General features: G+C 70.4%; 14 protein-coding genes. 5 read left to right on the top strand and 9 right to left on the bottom strand.

Annotated features, from left to right (window positions below):
- Positions 1-138: 138 nt before the first annotated feature.
- The 5 genes from D7V88_RS26785 to D7V88_RS26765 form a co-directional block, all read right to left on the bottom strand.
- The gene (locus tag D7V88_RS26785; RefSeq protein WP_120543467.1) at positions 139-924 is read right to left on the bottom strand and encodes a hypothetical protein; all 786 of its coding nucleotides are present in this window, start codon (positions 922-924) and stop codon (positions 139-141) included.
- Between the two features lie 96 nt (positions 925-1,020).
- Complete coding sequence (locus tag D7V88_RS26780) at positions 1,021-2,139, bottom strand: Hint domain-containing protein (RefSeq protein WP_120543466.1); 1,119 nt, start codon at positions 2,137-2,139, stop codon at positions 1,021-1,023.
- Between the two features lie 52 nt (positions 2,140-2,191).
- Positions 2,192-3,286, bottom strand: coding sequence for a Hint domain-containing protein (locus tag D7V88_RS26775; protein ID WP_120543465.1), 1,095 nt, complete (start codon positions 3,284-3,286; stop codon positions 2,192-2,194).
- A gap of 99 nt (positions 3,287-3,385) precedes the next feature.
- Positions 3,386-5,494, bottom strand: a complete 2,109-nt coding sequence (locus D7V88_RS26770) for an NHL repeat-containing protein (protein ID WP_120543464.1) — start codon at positions 5,492-5,494, stop codon at positions 3,386-3,388.
- Between the two features lie 348 nt (positions 5,495-5,842).
- The gene (locus D7V88_RS26765) at positions 5,843-6,808 is read right to left on the bottom strand and encodes an L-threonylcarbamoyladenylate synthase (protein WP_120543463.1); all 966 of its coding nucleotides are present in this window, start codon (positions 6,806-6,808) and stop codon (positions 5,843-5,845) included.
- Positions 6,809-6,839: 31 nt separating this feature from the next.
- Between D7V88_RS26765 and D7V88_RS26760 the strand changes: the two genes are divergently transcribed.
- From D7V88_RS26760 to D7V88_RS26740, 5 genes are all read left to right on the top strand, one after another.
- The gene (locus tag D7V88_RS26760; protein WP_120543462.1) at positions 6,840-8,258 is read left to right on the top strand and encodes a TIGR01777 family oxidoreductase; all 1,419 of its coding nucleotides are present in this window, start codon (positions 6,840-6,842) and stop codon (positions 8,256-8,258) included.
- A 74-nt stretch (positions 8,259-8,332) separates the two neighbouring features.
- Positions 8,333-9,256 carry an ABC transporter ATP-binding protein gene (locus D7V88_RS26755; RefSeq protein WP_120543461.1) on the top strand — a complete coding sequence of 308 codons (924 nt, stop codon included), beginning with the start codon at positions 8,333-8,335 and terminating at the stop codon, positions 9,254-9,256.
- Positions 9,253-9,975 carry an ABC transporter permease gene (locus tag D7V88_RS26750; protein ID WP_120543460.1) on the top strand — a complete coding sequence of 241 codons (723 nt, stop codon included), beginning with the start codon at positions 9,253-9,255 and terminating at the stop codon, positions 9,973-9,975. Before D7V88_RS26755 ends, D7V88_RS26750 begins: the two co-directional genes overlap by 4 nt.
- Entirely contained in the window at positions 9,972-11,846 is a 1,875-nt protein-coding gene (locus D7V88_RS26745; protein ID WP_120543468.1) for a motility-associated ABC transporter substrate-binding family protein, read from the top strand. The genes D7V88_RS26750 and D7V88_RS26745 overlap by 4 nt, the downstream gene beginning before the upstream one ends.
- Positions 11,843-13,099, top strand: coding sequence for a DUF4340 domain-containing protein (locus D7V88_RS26740; RefSeq protein WP_120543459.1), 1,257 nt, complete (start codon positions 11,843-11,845; stop codon positions 13,097-13,099). The genes D7V88_RS26745 and D7V88_RS26740 overlap by 4 nt, the downstream gene beginning before the upstream one ends.
- Positions 13,100-13,107: 8 nt before the next feature.
- Here D7V88_RS26740 and D7V88_RS26735 read toward each other — a convergent pair whose 3' ends face one another.
- From D7V88_RS26735 to D7V88_RS26720, 4 genes are read right to left on the bottom strand one after another with little or no spacing between them, the layout of a single operon-like run.
- Positions 13,108-13,869 carry a GvpL/GvpF family gas vesicle protein gene (locus D7V88_RS26735; RefSeq protein ID WP_120543458.1) on the bottom strand — a complete coding sequence of 254 codons (762 nt, stop codon included), beginning with the start codon at positions 13,867-13,869 and terminating at the stop codon, positions 13,108-13,110.
- Positions 13,870-13,899: 30 nt separating this feature from the next.
- Complete coding sequence (locus tag D7V88_RS26730) at positions 13,900-14,310, bottom strand: response regulator (RefSeq protein WP_120543457.1); 411 nt, start codon at positions 14,308-14,310, stop codon at positions 13,900-13,902.
- The gene (locus D7V88_RS26725) at positions 14,307-16,421 is read right to left on the bottom strand and encodes a PAS domain-containing sensor histidine kinase (RefSeq protein WP_120543456.1); all 2,115 of its coding nucleotides are present in this window, start codon (positions 16,419-16,421) and stop codon (positions 14,307-14,309) included. The genes D7V88_RS26730 and D7V88_RS26725 overlap by 4 nt, the downstream gene beginning before the upstream one ends.
- A 4-nt stretch (positions 16,422-16,425) precedes the next feature.
- Positions 16,426-16,644, bottom strand: coding sequence for a hypothetical protein (locus tag D7V88_RS26720; protein ID WP_120543455.1), 219 nt, complete (start codon positions 16,642-16,644; stop codon positions 16,426-16,428).
- Positions 16,645-16,939: the final 295 nt, after the last annotated feature.

The raw sequence follows: 16,939 nt of genomic DNA, 5'->3' as shown, positions 1-16,939 counted from the left end.
CCCCCACGGCCAGCACCAGCCCCAGCCCCTTGCGCGCGCCCCGGCTCTCTCTGTGTTGCGACACTGACCACCACCTGTTGTTTGTGCGAGGCATGGGGAATCCATGCGCTGGAAGACGCGTGCGGTTGGGACGGGGCATCAAGGCGCGGCGGAGTTGCGGGCCTGGGCCTGCATCTCCAGGCGGATCTGCTCTTCCTGGGTGCGGCGGCGCTGCTCCTCCGTCGCCATCCACGCGGTGAGCTGCTCCATGTTGGTGCCCCGGGCGCGTTCCCCGAGCGCGAGCGCCCGCTGCATGTCCTGTTCGGCCAGCAGGCGGTACATCTCCATCTTCCCGCCCGCGAGCATGTAGCGGCGCTCGGTGTCCTGACCGCCGAAGATGTTCTGCTGGAGGATGACGTCCTCGGCGTGCGCGAGCAGTTGTTCGCGCTGGGGGTTGTCCTTCCACGCGAGCGCGGCCTTGAAGTAGTCCACCTCCATCAGCCGCTCGTACTGCTCTCGGGGCTCCACCTCGCCGCGACCCGGATCCTTCAGCCCGTCGGCCATGGTCTTCATCATCTCCGGGCCGGAGAGCAGCTTGCGGTACTCGTCGCGGCCCTGCGCATCGAGCAGCACGTGCTTGTGGTAGTGCATGAACAGGCCGAGGGGCTTGTTGTCCTCCAGCACCTGGGCGATCAGCTCCTTGGGCATCAGCGGAGGACGCTCGACGCCCGGCACGGGCGCGGGTGCCGCCGCGAGCGACGGGGGCGTCTTCACGCTGGGGGCCCGCGCGGCGGTGGGCGCGACCGGAGCGGCCGGTGCCTTGACGTCCGCCTGGGCCACGGGGGGCGCGGTGGCGGGCGTCTCCTGTCCCATCCACAGCCATGCGCTCACTCCGCCCGACAGCAGGGCGACTCCCAGGATGATCCGCGAACGGCTGCGCTTCATGGTGCTCCTCTCCCGTGATTTCCAAGAAGGGGCCCGGAGCCCCTGCCGGGCTCCGGGCGTGCTGCGCGTGACTGGAGGGACGTGCTGCGCGGATGCCTAATCCGGCAGCGCTTCGGCCGGGATGGCGTGGAACAGGATGATGCGGTTCATGTATTCGACGTCGTCGTTCTGGAAACGTGCGGAGCCGACGAGGAAGCCCTGGGCGACGAGGATGTTGGAGACCTGGTCGCGGGCTTCAGGCTTCAGGTTGTAGACCTTGCCGGCGTGGGTGCCCCGCTCCACGGAGACGATGGCGTCCGGCGTGCCGTCCTGACGCAAGAGTTCGTCACCGACCTTGAGCGTCTGGGCCTGCACCATCCGGCCCTCGCGGGTGACGACGGGGTGCTCGTTGGTGACCTTCAGCTCGCCACCGGAGGCGGTGCGCACGTGGAAGATGACGTGCTCGCTGTCACGGGTCTCGGAGGTGTAGCTGTAGACCTTGCCCTGCTGGAGCTGGAGGCCGTCCAAAGTGGAGTCGGGGCCCAGGGTGATGATGTCCTCGCGGCCCTGCTTCATCGCGTCGAGGATGTTCTTCTCCCCGCCGCTGAACAGCACGCTCTGATCCGGCGTGAAGCAGGACGACTCGCAGTAGGCCACCACGAAGAAGCTGCTGCTGTTGGCCACCGGCGCCCCGGTGCCCGTCGGGTTGGTGTAGAGCCGGCAGTCGTCGGGGTTGGTGGGGTGGGGGAACAACTGCGTGCCCGTGCCCACGGCGGCGGTGTTCTCGAAGGTGGGGTACAGCGGCCGGGGCCGGGTGGCCGTGTGCGACCACTTGAAGTAGTTGGCCGTCGCTCCGGTGGTCTCCTGCGCCACGGTGTAGAGGGGCGTCGCGTCGAAGGTGCCCCACGCGTGGTAGAAGTTGACGTTCCACTGGAACGAGCTTCCGGAGAAGGACTTGTCACCCAGCGGGTTCACCGCGGTGTTGACCTCCTTGTAGTCCTTGGCGAACTGGAAGCTCGCGTCGAACGCGCGCGAGGACAGGAACCACGCGTCGGGGTTGAGGACGTTGCGGAGGAGGCCGCACTTGCGGGCCCGCTCGATGCGGATGTTCGCCTGCGCGGGGGTGAGGCTGTCGGTGCTGCAGCGCCACTCCTGCAGGGGTTCGGCTTGCGCCGCCAGCGGGAAGAGGGACAGCGCCGCCAGCGTGGCGAGGGGACGTGAGAAAGGTGAAGTCATCCTGCTTGCTCCTTGGGTTTTCAGGGACACGGCCAGACAGCGCACCGGGGCACTACTGCGGCAGCGCGTCCTCGGGGACGCCGCGGTACAGCAGGACGCGGTTCATGTACTCGACGTCGTCGTTCTGGAAGCGGGCGGAGCCGACGAGGAAGCCCTGGGCGACGAGGATGTTGGAGACCTGGTCGCGCGCTTCAGGCTTCAGGTTGTAGACCTTGCCGAAGTGGGTGCTCTTCTCCACGGAGACGATGGCGTCCGGGGTGCCGTCCTGACGCAAGAGTTCGTCACCGACCTTGAGCGTCTGGGCCTGCACCATCCGGCCCTCGCGGGTAACGACGGGGTGCTCGTTGGTGACCTTCAGCTCGCCGCCGGACGCGGTGCGCAGGCGGTAGAGCAGGTGCTCGCTGTCGCGCGTCTCGGAGGTGTAGCTGTACACCTTGCCCTGGGTGAGCTGGAGGTCGTCCAGCGTGGCGTTGGCGCCCAGGGTGATGACGTCCTCACGGCCCTTCTGCATGGCCTCCAGGAGGTTCGTCTCGCCGTTGCTGAACAGCACCTTCTGGTCGGGCGCGTAGCAGGACGACTCGCAGTAGGCGATGACGTAGAAGTTGGTATTCCAGACGGTGGTGCCCGTCGCGTCCGAGTACAGGTTGCAGTTGGCCAGCGTGGGGTGGGGAAGGAGCTGCGTGCCGCTGCCGGCCACCGGGCTGTTCTCGAAGGAGGGGTAGAGCGTGCGGGGGCGGCTGCTGGTGTGCGACCACTTGAAGTAGTTCGCCGTGGGGCCGCTCGTCTCCGCGGCCACCGTGTACATGGGCGTGTTGTCGTACTTCGAAAACGCGTGGTAGTAGTTGACGTTGTACTGGTTGAGGTTCCCCGTCCACGCGCGGTTGGTGTTGAACTCCTTGTACTCCTTGGCCCAGTCGAAGTTCGTGTCGAAGGCCTTGCCCGACAGGAACCACGAATTGGGGCCGCCCGGGCTGAGGTTCTGGGTGAGGCCGCACTTGCGCGCCCACTCGATGCGGGCCTGGGCCTGCTCCGGGGTGAGGCTGTCGACGCTGCAACGCCATTCCTGCATCGGTTCGGCGACCGCCGCGGCGGGCAGGAGGGTGAGGACCGCGACCTTCAGGAAGGTGGGAAGGGAAGGCTTGCGCATGTGGGACCCATCGCGTGAGCGTTTGAGAGGGACAGCCGGGCTGGGAATGGGAAACCCGGCCCCCCTTTCCAGGGAGGCCGGTGACGCGTCGCGGGCGGGCTACTTCACCTTCGCCATGACGACGCCGGGGTTGCGGTTCTCCGTCCAGACGACGTGACCGCCGCCCGCGGAGATGCTGTTGATGTTGAAGGCCGCGGCGAAGGTGGCCACCGGGGCGCCGCCCGCCAGGGGGAAGGCCAGGACGTTGCCCGGGTTCAGGTCCTCGGACACCCAGAGGCGCACGCCGTCACTGGCGATGCCGGTGATGGCGGGGCGCGAGGTGAACAGGCTGATGGCACCGCCGCCCTTGGGCATGCGCTGCACGTCGTTGCCTTCGTGCCAGAAGAGGTTGGCGCCATCCACGGTGATGCGGCCCGTGAGGCCGGGGCGGCCGGTGGCGAGCGCGGTGGTGGCGCCGCCCGCCAGGGGCAACGACAGGATGGAGCTGCCCTGGGTGATGAAGAGGCTGGTGCCGTCGGTGGCGATGCCGCCCAGGCCCGTGAGGCCGGTGGCGACGGTGGACACCGCGCCGCCGAGGACGGACACCTTGAGGATGGAGCCGCCGGCTTCCGTCCAGTAGACGTTGAGGCCATCCGTGGCGACGGCGATGGGGTCCGGACGGTTGAAGGCGAGGACGCTCTCACCGCCGCTGTCGAGCGAGGCCTTCATCACGACGCCGGTGGCGCGGCGCTCCACCCAGTAGCCGAAGCGGCCGTCCGTGGCCGAGCCGGAGATGTCGAACCGGGAGACGGGGGTGAGGGGGTGGTCCGCGTTGAGGAAGTCCTCCATGACCTGCTTGCGGAAGGGGATGAAGGTGTTGGCCAGGGCGTTGGACACGGCGAAGCGGGTGCCTTCCGGCCCCGTCTGGGTGCTCTCCGTGCTGTGCACGAAGGACGCCGAGTTCGGGAAGGAGAAGCCGCCCAGGGAGGCGCTGTTGCTGCGGTCGTGGCAGCCGCCGCAGGAGAGGGCCTGGGCGCGGGCGACGATCTGGTTGGGCGACACGGTGCTGCCCAGCCGGTTGAGCTCCGCCTGGATGTCGTTGCGGAAGGTGCTGGCGCCATTGCCGAACTGGGCGGAGTAGTCGTCCTCGATGCCGAACGACTGCGCGTCGCTCTGGGCGGCGTTGAACGTGTCCGGGACGCTGTAGTTGAAGGTGTTGACGTTGTTGACCGCCAGCTCCTCCACCTGGGTGATGAAGTGCGCGCGGAAGCTGGGGGCCAGCGCGTGCGTGGAGGTGGGGTTGAAGAGCCGGCCCGCGGGGTTCGCCTTCACCGTCACCGGGGTGAACTTCAGGGTGCACACCCCGCCCGGGCACTGGCGGTTGAGCTTGAACTCCTTCAGCATCCACGGCCCGCCAATGAACATGTTGACGCGCACCTGGCCGATGCCCGCCGGGTTGAAGCCGTAGTTGTTCATGTGGATGACCGGAGAGAAGCCGGGCAGTCCGATGAAGTAGAAGTCGCGCACGGCGGTGGCGCGGGTGGCCACCGGCTTCGTGCTCAGGTCGCGCCAGAAGGCCTGGACGGGGCGGCAGCCGTCGATGCCCAGGTCCGGACGGGGATTGGGCAGGGCGGCCTCGAAGATGATGAAGTTGCGCCCGCCGCCGCCGCCTGTCTTGGCGAAGACGACGCGGTACTCACCACAGTCCGCACCGGAGGTGGGCGCCAGGTCGAACCGGTTGTAGAGGCCGATGGCGGAGTAGGAGTTGATGTTGGTGATGCTGGTGGGCACCGCCTGGGCGCCCTCTGAAGGACGGCAGCCATTGGGGAAGCCGTTGAGCAGGTTGCCAGTGTCGTTGCAGTGGGCGCTCGGCTGGAGGTCCGCCTGCCCGGTGGTGGGGTTCTGCGTGTCCCAGAGCTGGCGGAACAACTGGGTGCTGTTGAGGCCCGTGCCCCCGTTCTGCGCGGCGAGCTGGGTGAGGACGCCCGACAGGGTGAAGCCGGTCAGGATGGCCGTCTCGGTCAGCACCACCGACTTGCGGGCATCCACCGTCTGGGGCAGCACGGAGCCCAGCCCCTGCTCCTGGCCACGGTTCGTGACGCCCATGCCGCCACGGTCGGAGATGGGATCCCGGGGATCCACGGAGGCTTCATCCGGCCCCTCGGCCTGACAGCCCGCGCACAACACGGCTCCAGCCGCGAGCGCGGCCTTGAGAGAGTGCTTCAGCATGTGGGGATTCCTTCCGGGGCGGACGGGTGCCGTCAAAAAAGGGCATGCCTGTCGTTGACCCGGGGAATAACTATTGTCGCACTGTCAGTGAATGTCAAACCTGTCCTAATGGTTGGCTTGCAAAGCTTTTTATGCGGTTCAGGCGGTCTTTGCTGGTTGGGCGGATCCAACTGATTTCCAGTGGATTGCAGAGACAGGATTGTCTTTGAGGAATCTTCCGTGCGGGATGCGGGCCGCGCTGGAGGACCCCGACGTGCAGAATCCGCCTGGGAGAGGTCTGGCGTCGCGTCTGGATGCGTCAGCCATGCCGCGGACAGACGTGCGGGGCGAGTCTGTGATTGATGTGTTCTACAACTCTCGCGGGGCCGCGGCGCGAGACAGCCGGTCCCTCACCGCGATGCCCAGGCCGCTCGCCAAAGGCAGACAGGCCACGAGCACGTCGTGTCCCTGTTCATCCGCCTCCCGCAGCCGGGCATAGAGGACGCGCGCGGCCTGCGCTGGTTCTCCCGGCACGTCGAAGCGCTGCACATCCCCCGGCAGTGACAGCGACGCGGGCCCCAGCACGCCCACGCGCAGGCCCTGGGCCCGCAGCGCTTCCACCCGCTGCGACACTTCGGAAGGCTCCGCCAGCACCACGCCCGCGCGCGGTGCGTAGTGCGACGCGAGCGAACCGGACACGCGCACCGTGGTGGACGCGCGCACTGGCACCGCCCTGCCCAGCACCCGCTCCACCTCCTCCGTCGCCAGTCCTCCCGGCCGGAGGATGGCGGGCGCACCGGAGGACAGGTCCACGATGGTCGACTCCACGCCCACCGTGGACGGGCCTCCATCCAGCACCAGGTCCACATCGCCGCCCAGGTCCTGCTCCACGTGCCCGGCCGTCGTGGGACTCACGCGGCCGAAGCGGTTGGCGCTGGGCGCGGCCACGCCTCCGCCCAGCCGTCGCAGCACCTCCAGCGCCACCGGATGCCCCGGCACGCGCAGGGCCACCGTGTCCTGGCCTCCGGTCACGGCGTCCGTGGCCCTCGCGGTGCGCGGCAGGACCAGCGTCAACGGTCCCGGCCAGAAGGCCCGCGCCAGGGCTGTCGCTTCCTCCGGAACCACCCGGGCCCACTGGGACAGGTGCTCCACCCCGGGGATGTGGACGATGAGGGGGTGGGTGGCCGGCCGGCCCTTGATGGCGAAAACGCGACGGACCGCCAGTTCGTCCTCGGCGTTGGCCGCGAGGCCGTAGACCGTCTCTGTTGGCAGGGCGATGACACCGCCGCGTCGAAGCAATTCGACTGCACGGTCGAGGAGGTCGGGATTAAGCATGCGCGGTCGCAATCTCCCCCCAGGAGCACCCATGGGCAAGTCGCACGTCTTCGATGCGCGCAGCCAGATGCCAGTCCCCGCCGCCGACCTCTTCGCCTGGCACACCCGTGAGGGCGCCTTCGAGCGCCTGTCGCCTCCCTGGGAGACCGCCGAGGTCGTCGAGCGCACCGGCGACGGCATCCGTCCTGGCGCCCGCGTCGTCGTGAAGATCCACCTGGGCCCCATCCCCCAGCGCCTGGTCGCCGAACACACCGGCTACGTGGAGGGCGCCTCCTTCCAGGACACCCAGCGTGAAGGTCCCTTCACGAAGTGGGTCCATGACCATCGCATGCACCCGGGCTCCACCCCCCAGGCGTCCGTCCTGGAGGACGCGGTGGAGTACGTGCTGCCCGTGGGGACGCTCGGGGACACCTTCGGCGGCGGCTACGCGCGCGAGCGGCTGGAGCGCATGTTCGCGTATCGCCACACCCTCACCCGCATGGACCTGCGCCGCCATGCCGCCTTCAAGGACCAGGGCCCCCTCACGGTGGCCATCGGCGGAGCGTCGGGGCTGGTGGGCAAGGCGCTGGCGTCGTTCCTCTCCACCGGCGGGCACCGCGTGAAGCGGCTGGTGCGCGGCCGTCCGAACGCGGCCCGGGGCGACATCGCCTGGGCGCCTGACCGGGGCACCGTGGACGCGGAGGGGTTGGAGGGACTGGACGCGGTGGTGCACCTGTCCGGTGCCAACGTCGCGGAGGGGCGTTGGACGGAGGAGCGCAAGCAGGAGATCCTCAAGAGCCGCACGGAGAGCACCCGCGTGCTGTGCGAGGCCCTGGCCCGCGCCAGCCGCAAGCCCCGCGTGCTCGTCTGCGCCTCCGCCATCGGCCTGTATGGCAGCCGGGGCGACGAGGAGCTCACGGAGAGCTCCGGTGTCGGCGGTGGCTTCCTCGCGGACGTCACGCGCCAGTGGGAGTCCGCCACCGCGCCCGCCGAGGCCGCGGGCATCCGCGTGGTGCACCTGCGCATCGGCGTGGTGCTGGACGCGAGCGGCGGGGCGCTCGCGAAGCTGGCGCCCGCGTTCCTCGCGGGTGGGGGTGGGCCCATCGCCTCCGGCAAGCAGTGGATGAGCTGGGTGTCCCTGGAGGACCTGCTCGGGCTCATCCAGTTCTCCATCGGGACGCCGGCCGTGCGCGGCCCGCTCAACGCCGTGGCGCCCAACGCCGTGCGACAGGGGGAGCTGGCCCGGGTGATGGGCAAGGTGCTGCGCCGTCCCGCCCTCTTCCCGCTGCCGGCGGGCGTGGTGAAGACGGTGTTCGGGCAGATGGGCGAGGAGACCCTCCTGTCCAGCGCCCACGTCCTGCCCACGGTGGCCCAGGCGCACGGGTTCCCCTTCCTGTTCCCCGACCTGGAGGGCGCGCTGCGCTTCACCCTGGGCCGGACCACCGAGGGCGCGGAATTCCGCCACACGTAGGCCCGTGCTTGACACTCCCGGGGCGGGGGGACAGAAGTGCGCCGTTTCCCCCTCGCTTCGAGGAGTCCTTCCTGATGATCCAGGTCGACGGGCTGACGAAGTTCTACGGCGAGCACGCGGCCATCCGCGACCTCGCCTTCACCATCGGTCAGGGTGAAGTGATTGGCTTCCTGGGCCTCAACGGCGCCGGCAAGTCGACGACGCTCAAGATTCTCGGGTGCGTGCTGCTGCCCACGTCGGGGCGCGTCGTCATCGACGGGCATGACGTGGTGAACCAGTCCCACGAGGTGCGCCAGCGCATCGGCTACCTGCCCGACGTGCCCCCCGTCTACGAGGAGATGACGGTGGGCGAATACCTGACCTACGTCGCCCGTCTGCGCGACGTGCCCGCGAAGGCCACCCCCGTCCACGTGGGCGAGGCCGAGGAGAAGACGGGCCTGCGCGACGTGCACGACGAGGTCATCTCCACGCTCAGCCACGGCTACCGGCAGCGCGTGGGGCTGGCGCAGGCGCTGGTGCACCGGCCCGCGCTGCTCATCCTGGATGAGCCCACCAGCGGATTGGATCCGCTGCAAATCGTGGAGATGCGCGACGTCATCCGCGGCCTCAAGGGCGCGCACACGGTGCTCGTGTCCAGCCACATCCTCCCGGAAATCTCCCAGACGTGTGACCGGCTGCTCATCATCCACAAGGGCGCGCTGCTCGCGCAGGGCAGCGAGGAGGAGCTGTCGCGCAGCCTGGGCGGTCCGTCCATCGAACTGGAGGTGCGGGGCTCGCGTGCGCGGGCGCTCGAAGCGCTCCAGGGGTTCGGCGCGGTGGAGGTGCGGCCGGGGGAGGGCGAGGTGCTCGGGTTGAAGGTGGCGGCGTCCCCGGACCTGCGGCCCCAGGTGGCGCGGGCGGTGGTGGGCGCGGGGCTGGAGTTGCTGCGATTGGACGCGGGAGAAGGACAGTTGGAAGCGCTCTTCCTCAAGCTGACGGGCCAGGAGGTGCGCGCGTGAAGGCGCTCCTGATTGCCCGCCGCGAGCTGGCCGGCTACCTGCGCACGCTCAGCGGCTACGTCATCCTCGCCATCATCCTCGCGGTGAACGGCCTGTTCTTCAACGCGTACGCCATGGGCGGTGCGAGCAAGCGCTCCGCGGAGGTGCTGTCCGGCTTCTTCTACTACTCCAGCGGCTTCACCATCGTGGCGGCCATCCTGGTCTCCATGCGGCTGCTCGCGGAGGAGCGCCAGACGGGCACGCTGCCGCTCTTGTACGCGTCGCCGGTGCGCGACCGGGACATCGTGCTGGGCAAGTTCCTGGCGGGGCTCGCGTTCCTCGCGCTCTACCTCTTGTGCACGCTGTACATGCCGCTGCTGGTGCTGGTGAACGGCAAGGTGTCCTTCGGGCACGTGGCGGCGGGCTACCTGGGCCTGTTGCTGCTGGGCAGCGCGTCGCTGGCGGTGGGCACGTTCGGCTCGTCGCTGGCGAAGAACCAACTGCTCGCGGCCATCTTCTCCGCGGTGATGCTGGTGGCGCTCATCCTGTGCTGGTTGCTCGCGCGCATCACCGAGCAGCCCCTGTCGGATGTCTTCAGCGCGATGTCGCTGTGGAACCAGCACTTCCCCCCCTTCCAGGCGGGGCTCATCCACGTGCGCGACGTCGTCTACTACCTGGTCGTCACGTACGTGGCGCTGTTCGCGGCGACACGGGTGTTGGAAGCGCGGAGGTGGCGATGAGCACGCCGGCTTCCTTCGGCACCGGACTGGCCGCGACGGTGGCCTTCGTCGCGGGGCTGGTCGCGGTCTTCATCGCGGAGCGCGTGCTGGGCGTGGGCTCCGGCCGCGTGACCCTGGCCGCGCTGGGCGTCGCCGTCGCCGTGGGCGCCACGGGCTGGCGCGTGGTGCGGATGCTGGCGGCCCCTCCCGCCCGGCGCTCGCTGGAGCGGTGGGTCCTGGCCCTGTACGCGCTGGGCCTGGTGGCGCTGGTGCTCTACTTCGTCCAGGGGGACGTGGGCACGGCGCTGTTCGGGGCGCCGCTGTCGCGCTCCGCTCCGAGACTTTCGGGCGTGCTGGCGGTGCTGTTCCCGGCGCTGCTCGTGTGCGCGCTCCTGCCGCTGGCGTTGGTGGAGACCGCGCTCGTGGCGATGGCGCGGGCGCCGGTGCCGGAGACGGGGCGGGTGCGCAGCGCGCTGTTCTCCGGTCTGGGCATGGCCTTCGTGGGCGTGCTCGCGTTCGCTGCGACCTACGTGGCGACGAAGGCGGATGCCACCTGGGACCTGTCCTACTTCCGGACCGCCCGGTCGGGCGAGGCGACGCGCAAGCTGGTGCTCGGCCTCAATGAGCCCTTGCAGGTGACGCTCTTCTTTCCGCCCGCCAACGAGGTGGGCGAAGCGGTGCGGCAGTACTTCCGCGACCTGGAGCCGGAGAGTCCGCTGCTGAGCGTGGAGTCGTTGGATCAAGCGGTGGAGCCCGCGCGGGGCAAGGCGCTGGGTGTCAGCAACAACGGTTCGGTGGTGCTGTCGCGAGGAGACCGCAGGGAGGTCCTGACGCTGGGCCTGGACGTGGAGCGGGCTCGGGGACAACTCCAGCGGCTGGACGCCGAAGTGCAGCGGCGGATGCTGTCGGTGGCGAAGCCCCGGCGCATCGTCTACCTCACGGGCGGCCATGGGGAGCGCGCCGACACGCGGCCTGTTCCCGGTGAAGCGGCCCGGCCTTCGGTGGCGCAGTTCAAGGAGCTGCTGCGCGCGCAGAACGTGGACGTGCGCACGCTCACGGCGGCGGAAGGGCTGGGCACGGAGGTGCCGCGCGACGCGGCGATGGTGGCGGTGCTGGGGCCCACGAGCGAGCTGCGCCCTGAGGAAGTCACCGCGCTGCGGGAGTACTGGGAACAGGGAGGCCGGCTGTGGATCGCGTTGGAGCCGGACGGTGCGGCGCTGGAGCCGTTGCTCCAGCCGCTGGGGCTGCGGTCGCTGCGCGTGCCGCTGGCGAATGACCGCGTCTACTTCCGCACCACGCGTCAGGTGAGCGACCGGGGCAACCTGGGCACGGCGAGCTTCTCCTCGCACCCGTCCGTCACGTCGCTGTCCGCGCTGGGCTCACAGGCGGCGGTGGCGTTCCCGGGTGCGGTGGCGCTGGAGCTGGTGTCGCCGCCCGTGCCCGGCGTGAAGCTGGACACGAGCGTGCGTGCGCACGCGGAGACCTTCGCGGACCTCAACGGCGACTTCGAGCCCCAGGCCGCGGATGTCGCGCGGGCATGGCCGCTGGTGGTGGCGGTGGAGAAGCCGGCGGCGGGGGAGGGGAAGCCCGCGCCGCGCGCGGTGGTGATGGTGGACGCGGACGCGTTGGGTGACGGCATCCTGGGCAACGTGGGCAATGCGTACCTAGCGGTGGACACGCTGCGCTGGCTCTCCGGTGAGGAAGCGCTCTCCGGTGCGACGACGAGCGAGGAGGACGTGCCGTTGCAGCACACGCGCTCGCAGGATGTTGCGTGGTTCTACGCGACCGTCTTCCTGGCGCCGGTGGTGGTGCTGGCGGTGGGCTTCTTCGTGACGCGCAGGCGCGGGCGGCGTGCGCCCCGGAGCGCCGCAGCGGTGGGAGGTGCGCGATGAAGGCGCGCGACGTGGCCGTGCAGGGAGTCCTGGCGGGCGTGGCCCTGGTGGCCGCGTTCTTCGTGTGGCAGCGCGAGCCGTCCCGAGCAGCGGGCGAGGTGACGGTGGAGGACGCGCAGGTGCGTTCGCTCGACCGGGTCCGCTACGAGGATGAGGCGCGCTTCGTGGAGCTGTTCCGCGACGCCCAGGACCGCGACGCCATCTGGGTTCGTCTGGGCAGCAAGCCCGCGAAGCCGAAGGCAGAGCCCATGGGCGCGGATGCCGGGGTTGATGGCGGCGATGTGGATGCGCTCGTCCGCGCGGCGTCCGATGCGGGTCCCTCCAGCGGTGCCTCCGATGCAGGCGCGGGTGCTCGCATCGCCGACGCTGCATCCCGTGCGAACGCGGCGTCCGATGCAGGCGCGGGTGCTCGCATCGCCGACGCTGCATCCCGTGCGAACGCGGCGCCCGATGCGGGACCCGCTCGTGCCTCGGACGCGGGAGCCATCGCCACCGCTGGCGCCGACGCGGGCACCCCGTCGACCCCAGCCCCCGTGCCACCGCCCCGTGAGCTGCGAGGCAACGACCTGGCCCAGAAGCTGTTCGCGAAGTTCGCCCCGCTGCGGGCCCAGCGCGAACTGGGTGTCCTGGACGCCAAGAAGCTGGAGGAACTCGGCCTCGCGAAGACGGAGCGGGCACTGACGCTCACCGTGGACGGCACGCCGAAGACCTTCCGCCTCGCGGCCCCCGCTTCCGGCTGGGGCGCGCCCTACCTCCAGCGGCCCTCCGACAGCCACGTCTTCCTCCTGGGCCCCGCGCTGCTGTCGGACCTGGAGGCCGGCTCCAGCCGGCTCGTGGACCGGCGCCTGCACACCTTCGACGTGGACGGTTTCGACCGCGTGGTCATCACCTCCGGCACCACCTCCCGCGCCTTCGTGGCCAGCGGGCAGCCCCCGGGCGCCGTGCAGTTGTCGCCCGTGGACGCCCCCGGCACCCCGGACGACTTCACCCGCAACTGGCACGACCGCGTGTGGCGCCTCACCCCGCTGGAGTTCCTCGGCCGGGGCGAGTTCCCGCCGGGCCTCGCCTCCACGCCCGCCTTCCGCATCGAATACCAGCGCGCCGGCAAGCCCGTGGGCGAGCTCTCCATGGCGATGGCGACGGATCACACGTGGTACGCGCGCACCGAACACACACCGGGCTGGACGCGCATGGGCGGCGGACTGGAGTCCCTGGCCGAGGAGGCCGCGAAGCTCACCGCGCCCCCGCGCTGAAGCACCCGTCAGGACGCCGCGGCGGGGCTGGCCTCCACGCCCAGCCGCACGTCCACGAAGCTGTAGCCGGCCCAAGGCCCGGTGAAGCGGTACGCGTACAGCTCCGTGCGCGCCGCCAGCGTCTTCAGCCGCGCCTCGAAGGCGGACACCGCCGCGCGGTCCACCAGGAAGGCCGCGTTGAGCAGCATCCGCTCTCCCAGGGGCGCGGACTCGTGCGTGGCCGCCACCAGCGGCCCCAGTCCGTCACGCAGCACGTCCATGTCCCGCGTGGTGCGCTCCAGCAGCGCCAGCTCCATCCGCTGCTCGTGGTCCTCCTCGGGCTCGGAGGGCCGCCGGGCCAACTGGGGCGCCTCCTCCTCCAACTGGCGCGCCAGCGCGTCGCGGTGGCAGTACACCTTCAGCCCCAGCTCCACGCGCCCGTCCAGCATGGCCAGCGCGCGCACGAGCGGGGTGTGGGCCGTGCGCAACACCTCCCGCACGCGCTCCTCCGACGGCAGCACCGTGCCGAAGGCCACCGGCACCAGCGTGTGCTCGCGCAGCACCGCATCCGTCACGCGCTGATGGGTCAGCAGATGGGCCCGCGTGGGCGCCACCCGGAGGCCCGCCGTGTCGGACACCAGCGCCAGCAGGTCGTCCTCGCGCACCGTGCGCACCGGCGCCGTGCCCAACCCGGCGAGGTCCAGCTCCCAGCCGCCTTCCGCCCGCACGATGGCGTACAGGTAGTGCGCCCGGCCCTCCCGAGGGACTTCCGCCTGCTGCTTCGTCGCCATGGCGTGCTCCGCCTTTCGACTGGGAACGCTTCAGCTCGCCGAGGCCGCGTCGCGCCGTGCGATCATCTTCTTCACCTGCTCCACCAGGTTGTCCGGCAGGCACGGCTTGGTGACGTACGCATCACACCCGGCCTGGTTCGCGTCCTCCGAGTGCCCCTTCAGCGCATGCCCGGTCAGCGCCACCACCGGGATGTGCCGCGTGCGCTCGTCGCCCTTCAGCCGGCGCGTCGCCTCCCAGCCATCCATCACCGGCAGGGACAGGTCCATCAGGATGACGTCCGGCACCAGCTCGAAGGCCTTGTCCAGGGCCTCCTGGCCGTTCTTCGCCTCCGCCACGCGGAAGCCGGAGAACTCCAGGTACTCCGCGTACATCTCCCGGGCATCCTGGTAGTCGTCCACCACCAGCACGAGCGGCTTGGGTTTTTCCGGGCTGTTCGTCATGTCCGTCTCGCGCGTCGTGGAAAGTGCAGGGTGAAGGTCGAACCCTGGCCCGGACTGCTCTGGAGGGAGACGCGTCCCCCCAGCATGGTCGCCAGTCGACGGCAGATGGACAGGCCCAGTCCGGTGCCCCCATAGGCCCGCGTGGGAGAGCTGTCCACCTGCTGGAAGTCCTCGAAGATCTTCTCCTGGTTCGACACGTCGATGCCGATCCCCGTGTCCTTCACCGAGATGGAGAGGATGCCGGTGCCGTTCTGATACTCCGCCGACACGTGCACGCTGCCCTCATGCGTGAACTTCAGCGCGTTGGACAACAGGTTGAGAACAATCTGTTTCACCTTCTGTCGGTCGGTCCACACGCCCGGCAGCCCTTCTTCCAGGTGCGTCTCCACCGTCAGCTTGCTGCGCGCGATGATGGGGTCCATCTCCGCCATCACCTCGTTCAAGAGCTCCGGCAACCCGAAGTCCGTCAGGTGCAGCGGCATCCGCCCCGCCTCGATGCGGGTGATGTCCAGAATCTCGTTGATGACCTCCAGCAGGTGCCGCCCGTTGGAGTCGATGCGGGTGAGGTTGCGGCGCTGCGGCGGCGTCATCTCTCCGGACACGCCCTGGAGCAGCATGTTCGTGTAGCCGAGGATGGCGTTGAGCGGCGTCCTGAACTCATGCGACATGTTGGCCAGGAACTGCGACTTGGCCGCGCTCGCCTGCTCCAACTGGATGGCCTGCCGGCGCAGCTTCTCGTTCTGTTCCGCCAGCTCCGCCGTCGCGGACAGCACGCGCGCCTCCAATTCGCTGGAGACCTCCTTCACCCGCTCCAGCAGCCGCGCCCGCTCCAGCACCTCCGTGCGGTCGTGGAAGACGGTGACGATGCCCGTCAGCTCACCCTGGTCGCCCAGCACCTTGTTGGCCATGGCCTCCATGGGCACGGGCGCGCCGCTTGTGGGGTCGTCCAGCGTCAACTGGCTCTTCCACCGCGACACGCCCGCGTTGTCGGGGCCCAGCAGGTGGGAGAGGAAGGAGCCGAAGAGCGCGTCGTTCGCGCGCACGCGGCGCATGGAGGACTCGCCCGACTCGTGGGGCCACGCGAAGAGCCGCTCGGCCGGGTCGTTCATCATCACCATGCCGCCGGCCGGGTCGGACAGGATGATGGGGTCCGCCACCGAGTCCAGCACCCGGTCCAACCGGTGGCGCTCGCTGCGCGCCTCGCGCTCGGTGGCGCGCAGCCGCCGGTAGCTCTCCCCCAGGGCCTGCGCGGCGCGGCCCAGGTCCGTCACGTTGCGCAGCACGCTCACCACCACCGCGGGGCCGTCCGGCGCGAGCACCGGCGTGGTGACCAGCTCGAACAGCAGGTCCATGCCCTCCACCGGATCCACCAGGGGCACCTCGCGCCGGTGCACGCCCGTCCCCAGGGCGCCGCCCTGCACGAGCGTCTCCCGGAAGAGGCGCTGGTTGATCTCCACCGCCCGCGCGCGTCCGGGGCTGGCATCCGGGCCCGCGACCAGCAGCGCCTCCGCGCGGCCGTTGGCGAAGAGCAGCACGCCCTCCGGGTCCGTCAGCAGCACCGGATCCGACACCGCGTTGATGACCCGACGCAGCAGCCGGTCCGGCTCCAGCCGCCGCGGCGCCCGGGCATCGGAGGCCACCAGCCGCGCGAGGAGCGGCCCGGCGCATGACGCTGCCCACGCCACGTCCTGCGGCACGCCGGGCCCGGACAGCCCCACCACCAGCAGCGCGACCGCGGGCGCCCCGGGCCGGCCCAGGGGCACCGCCAGGAAGCCGCCCGGAAACACGTTGCCTTCCAGCGCGTCCGCCGCCAGCCACCGGGCTCCGGGCCGGGTGCGGAAGGCCACCAGCGCGGGCGCGGGCTCCTCCCACGCGCGCCCGAGCGCGGTCTGCTGGACCCCCGTCAGCCCTTCACCGGCCAGGCAGCCGGCCGCGGGTCCACCGTCGCTCGGCCCCAGGCAGGCGACCGGCACTCCGGTCTGCCGCGTGAGCCATTCCACCAACGCCCGTGCACAGGCGGTGGCGGACTCGCAGGCGAGCAGGTGCTCGGCGAGCACGAGGCGCGCCCCGGCATCGGCTTCGGCGGGGGGCAGCGGGGCTGGAGACGCCACGTACTTACGCTCCGGGTGAGGGTTCACGCGGCGGGAGTCCGCGTTCCGGCGAGTCTGCGGTGCGGACCTCCGAAAATGCCACCACGATGCGCGCCTTCCCCTCCAATGGGGCGGCGCGGCCCGGAGTTCCCAGGGCCCGCGCGTCGAAGCGCAGTCCCCGGTCCAACATCCGGTCCAGCAGGTCCACCAGGCTGGCCGAGCCAGCGATGCGTTCCACGGGCATCTCGACACCGCTCCTTGGCCCGCCCGGCGCGCGGACCCCCGGCCCAGGTGTTCTAACGCGCTGGGGTCGGCGCGCCCCAGCCTCTCCTGCTCCAGGGGCCTGACTTGCCAACACCCGGGGCGGGGCTCTGTTGGGTCGCGCACACCCCAAGCTGGGCAGGCGGCCGGTCAGGGCATGGCAGGCGTGGCTTATGCCCTGGGGGGCGGATTCCTAGCCTTGAGCCATGAATGACGAGCGCCTGAACAAATCCCTCTGGACCGTCACCACCCCGCCCCGGGTGTTGGCAAGTCAGGCC

Source organism: Corallococcus terminator (assembly GCF_003611635.1).
Lineage (GTDB): Bacteria > Myxococcota > Myxococcia > Myxococcales > Myxococcaceae > Corallococcus > Corallococcus terminator.
This window is presented reverse-complemented; position numbering and strand designations above follow the sequence as displayed.

What these genes read in the sequence shown, in the direction of transcription:
- D7V88_RS26785 (WP_120543467.1), bottom strand. Translation starts at nt 924, where the DNA reads ATGAAGCGCAGCCGTTCGCGGATCATCCTGGGAGTCGCCCTGCTGTCG.
- D7V88_RS26780 (WP_120543466.1), bottom strand. Translation starts at nt 2,139, where the DNA reads ATGACTTCACCTTTCTCACGTCCCCTCGCCACGCTGGCGGCGCTGTCC.
- D7V88_RS26775 (WP_120543465.1), bottom strand. Translation starts at nt 3,286, where the DNA reads ATGCGCAAGCCTTCCCTTCCCACCTTCCTGAAGGTCGCGGTCCTCACC.
- D7V88_RS26770 (WP_120543464.1), bottom strand. Translation starts at nt 5,494, where the DNA reads ATGCTGAAGCACTCTCTCAAGGCCGCGCTCGCGGCTGGAGCCGTGTTG.
- D7V88_RS26765 (WP_120543463.1), bottom strand. Translation starts at nt 6,808, where the DNA reads ATGCTTAATCCCGACCTCCTCGACCGTGCAGTCGAATTGCTTCGACGC.
- D7V88_RS26760 (WP_120543462.1), top strand. Translation starts at nt 6,840, where the DNA reads ATGGGCAAGTCGCACGTCTTCGATGCGCGCAGCCAGATGCCAGTCCCC.
- D7V88_RS26755 (WP_120543461.1), top strand. Translation starts at nt 8,333, where the DNA reads ATGATCCAGGTCGACGGGCTGACGAAGTTCTACGGCGAGCACGCGGCC.
- D7V88_RS26745 (WP_120543468.1), top strand. Translation starts at nt 9,972, where the DNA reads ATGAGCACGCCGGCTTCCTTCGGCACCGGACTGGCCGCGACGGTGGCC.
- D7V88_RS26740 (WP_120543459.1), top strand. Translation starts at nt 11,843, where the DNA reads ATGAAGGCGCGCGACGTGGCCGTGCAGGGAGTCCTGGCGGGCGTGGCC.
- D7V88_RS26735 (WP_120543458.1), bottom strand. Translation starts at nt 13,869, where the DNA reads ATGGCGACGAAGCAGCAGGCGGAAGTCCCTCGGGAGGGCCGGGCGCAC.
- D7V88_RS26730 (WP_120543457.1), bottom strand. Translation starts at nt 14,310, where the DNA reads ATGACGAACAGCCCGGAAAAACCCAAGCCGCTCGTGCTGGTGGTGGAC.
- D7V88_RS26720 (WP_120543455.1), bottom strand. Translation starts at nt 16,644, where the DNA reads ATGCCCGTGGAACGCATCGCTGGCTCGGCCAGCCTGGTGGACCTGCTG.